The 3122-nt window shown below is 74.1% G+C and carries 1 protein-coding gene and 1 pseudogene; both read left to right on the top strand.

Features of this window, described 5'->3' with window-relative positions:
• A pseudogene (locus AOK09_RS36695) lies at positions 1-663 on the top strand (sulfatase); the annotation flags it as partial.
• A gap of 28 nt (positions 664-691) precedes the next feature.
• On the top strand, positions 692-3073 hold the full coding sequence (locus tag AOK09_RS36690) for an arylsulfatase (protein ID WP_055591486.1): 2382 nt from the start codon (positions 692-694) through the stop codon (positions 3071-3073).
• Positions 3074-3122 lie beyond the last annotated feature (49 nt).

Below are 3122 nucleotides of genomic sequence, written 5' to 3'. Positions count from 1 at the left end.
CCCGGCAACCAGCCGCTGTACGAGCACACCCTGATGCCCACCCCTATGCGCGGCCGCTTCACCCCGGGCGAACTCGCCGACGCCGAACTCGCCGAACCGTTCACCTTCACCAAGGGCCTGCGCACCCTGCGCACCCCCGCCCGCCTGGCCCCGCTGCTGTCCCCGGCCCGCTTCGGCACCCTGCTCTTCGATCTGGAGGCCGACCCCGCCCAGGAGCGGCCGCTGCTCGACGACGCCGTGGAACTGCGGATGGCCCGGCTGCTGGTCGCCGAACTGCGCGCCGCCGACGCCCCCGCCGACCAGTACCTCCGCCTCGGCCTCCCCGAGCGGCCGGACCTGGTCACCGAGGAGCACCTGCTCGCCACACGCCAGCACGACGCGGGCGAACCCGCACGCCGCCCCGCGCCCCGCCCCGAGGAGTTCCCCGCCGCCCGGCTGGACCTCACCACGCCCCTGGCCGAACTCCTCGCCCACCCCGCGGCCGCCGAAGCCCTGCGCGACCGCGTCCCCGGGCTCCTCGACACCGAGCTGCTGACCGTGCTGCGCACCGCCTCCGTGCTCCAGCTGCACGCCGTCACCGGCCAGCCCGACCGCCCCGCCCTGGACGCGCTCGCCGCCCGACTCGCCACGCTCTTCCCCATGGATTCCCCGGCGACCGTCTGACCCCGCCCGCCTCGACCTGGAGCACCCCGTGACCGCCGAACAGCCCCCAGCCGCGCCCGCCGACCCGCACCGCCGCGACCCGCACCGGCGCGACCCGTACGAGAACTTCCCCGGCCACGTCGGCCGCACCTTCGCCGAGTCCACCCCCGCCTGGCCCGCCGCCCGCCGGCCAGGCGGACCGGACGGCGCCCGCCGCGCCCCCAACATCGTCGTCGTCCTGGTCGACGACATGGGCTACAGCGACATCGGCCCCTTCGGCGCCGAGATCCCCACCCCCACCCTCGACCGGCTCGCCGAACGCGGCCTGCGGCTGACCAACTACCACACCATGCCGCTCTGCTCACCCGCCCGCGCCGCCCTGCTCACCGGCCTCAACCCGCACCGCGTCGGCTACGCCATGGTCGCCAACTCCGACCCCGGCTTCCCCGGCTACGGCATGGACATCGCCGACGACATCCCCACCCTCGCCGAGCTGCTGCGCGACACCGGGTACGCCACCTACGCCGTCGGCAAGTGGCACCTCGTCCGCGACTCCGCCTCCAACGCCGCCGCCGACCGCCACAGCTGGCCCCTCCAGCAGGGCTTCGACCGCTACTACGGCGTCCTGGAAGGCCTGACCAGCCTCTTCCACCCGCACCAGCTCGTCCGCGACAACAGCCCGCTGGACATCGACACCCTCCCCGAGGGCTACTACTACACCGACGACATCACCGACGAGGCCATCTCCATGCTGACCTCGCTGCGGGCCCACGACGCCGACAAGCCGTTCTTCCTCTATGTCGCGCACAACGCCGTCCACGGCCCGCTCCAGGCCAAGCCGGAGGACCTCGCCCGCCACCGCGGCCGTTACGACGAGGGCTGGGACGTGCTGCGCGAACGCCGCTTCGCCGCCCAGAAGGCCGCCGGCCTCTTCCCGCCCGGCACCGAACTGCCCGACCGCAACTCCGAGGCCGGCCACGAGGTCGGCCCCTGGGACGAACTGACGCTCGCTCAGCAGCAGCGCTACGCCCGCTACATGGAGGTCTACGCCGCCATGGTCGACAACGTCGACCGCAACCTCGGCCGCCTCCTGGACACCCTCGAAGCCCTCGGCGAACTTGACGACACCATCGTCGTCTTCACCTCCGACAACGGCGGCACCGGCGAGGGCGGCGCCGAGGGCACCCGCAGCTACTTCAGCCGCTTCACCCACCACCCCGGGCTGCCCGACGACTGGCAACCCGACGTCGACCGCGACATCGACCTCATCGGCGGCCCCCAGAGCCTGGTGCACTACCCCCGCGGCTGGGGCATGGCCTCCAACACCCCGTTCCGCCTCTACAAGGGCCAGACCTACGCGGGCGGCGTCCGGGTCCCCTTCGTCATCTCCTGGCCCGCCGGGCTGCGGCCCGAGGACGGCCCGGGCGCGCTGCGCCCGCAGTACCAGTACGTGACCGACGTCCTGCCGACCCTGCTCGACCTGGCCGGGGTCCAACGCCCCCGGGAGCGCGGGGGCCAGGCCGTCCAGGACCTCGACGGCGCGGCCTTCACCGCGGTCCTCACCGACCCGCACGCGCCCGGCACCCACCGCGAGCAGTACTGCGAGATGACGGGCAACCGCAGCTACTACCGTGACGGCTGGAAGCTGGTGACCCACCACCGCCCCGGCACGCCCTACGACGACGGCGAGTGGGCGCTGTACGACATCACCACCGACCCCACCGAGATCCACGACCGCGCCGCGGACCGGCCCGACCTGGTCAAGGAACTGGCCGCCGCCTGGGAGGGCGCGGCATGGCGCAACGCGGTCTTCCCGCTGGTGGACGGCAGCGGCGGGGCGTTCCGCCGGGGGCCGGAGGAGGAGCGGCTGCGCCGTCCGGTCCGGCTGCTGCCCGGCACACCGGAACTGGAGCGCTACCGCTCCTCCCGGCTGGTGTCCCTGCGGTCCTTCGAGGTCTCGGTGGAGATCGCCGAGCACGGGCCGGACGACGCGGGCGTCCTGGTCTCCCACGGCGACCAGGGCGGCGGCTACAGCCTGTACGTCGAGGACGGGCGGCTGCACTTCGCCTACAACGAGTACGGGGTGCTGCACGAGGCCGACGCGGGTCCGCTGCCGCCCGGCGCCCCCGTCGTCACCCTCACCGCCACCGCGGTACCGGGCCTGCGCTGGGAGTTCGGCGTGGCGGTGGACGGAACGGAGACCGGGAGGCTGGAGAGCGTCCACCAGCTGATCGGCATGGCGCCCTTCCAGGGCATCAGCGTGGGGGTGGACCGCAGGTCGCCGGTGTCCTGGCCGGTCCACGAACGGCACGGCGCCTTCCGCTACACCGGCAGGCTGAGCGCGGTCACCTACACCCCGGGTGAGCCCGCGCCCGACGACCCGGCGGCGGTGGCCCGGGCGCTGAAGGAGGCCGCGGCAAGCTTCGAGTGACCGGGGGAGAGGCTCCCCGCGGCGGTGGGGGCCGCGGGGAGCCTCTCCC

The sequence above is a fragment of the Peterkaempfera griseoplana genome (assembly GCF_001418575.1).
In the GTDB taxonomy this organism is placed as follows: domain Bacteria; phylum Actinomycetota; class Actinomycetes; order Streptomycetales; family Streptomycetaceae; genus Peterkaempfera; species Peterkaempfera griseoplana.
This window is presented reverse-complemented; position numbering and strand designations above follow the sequence as displayed.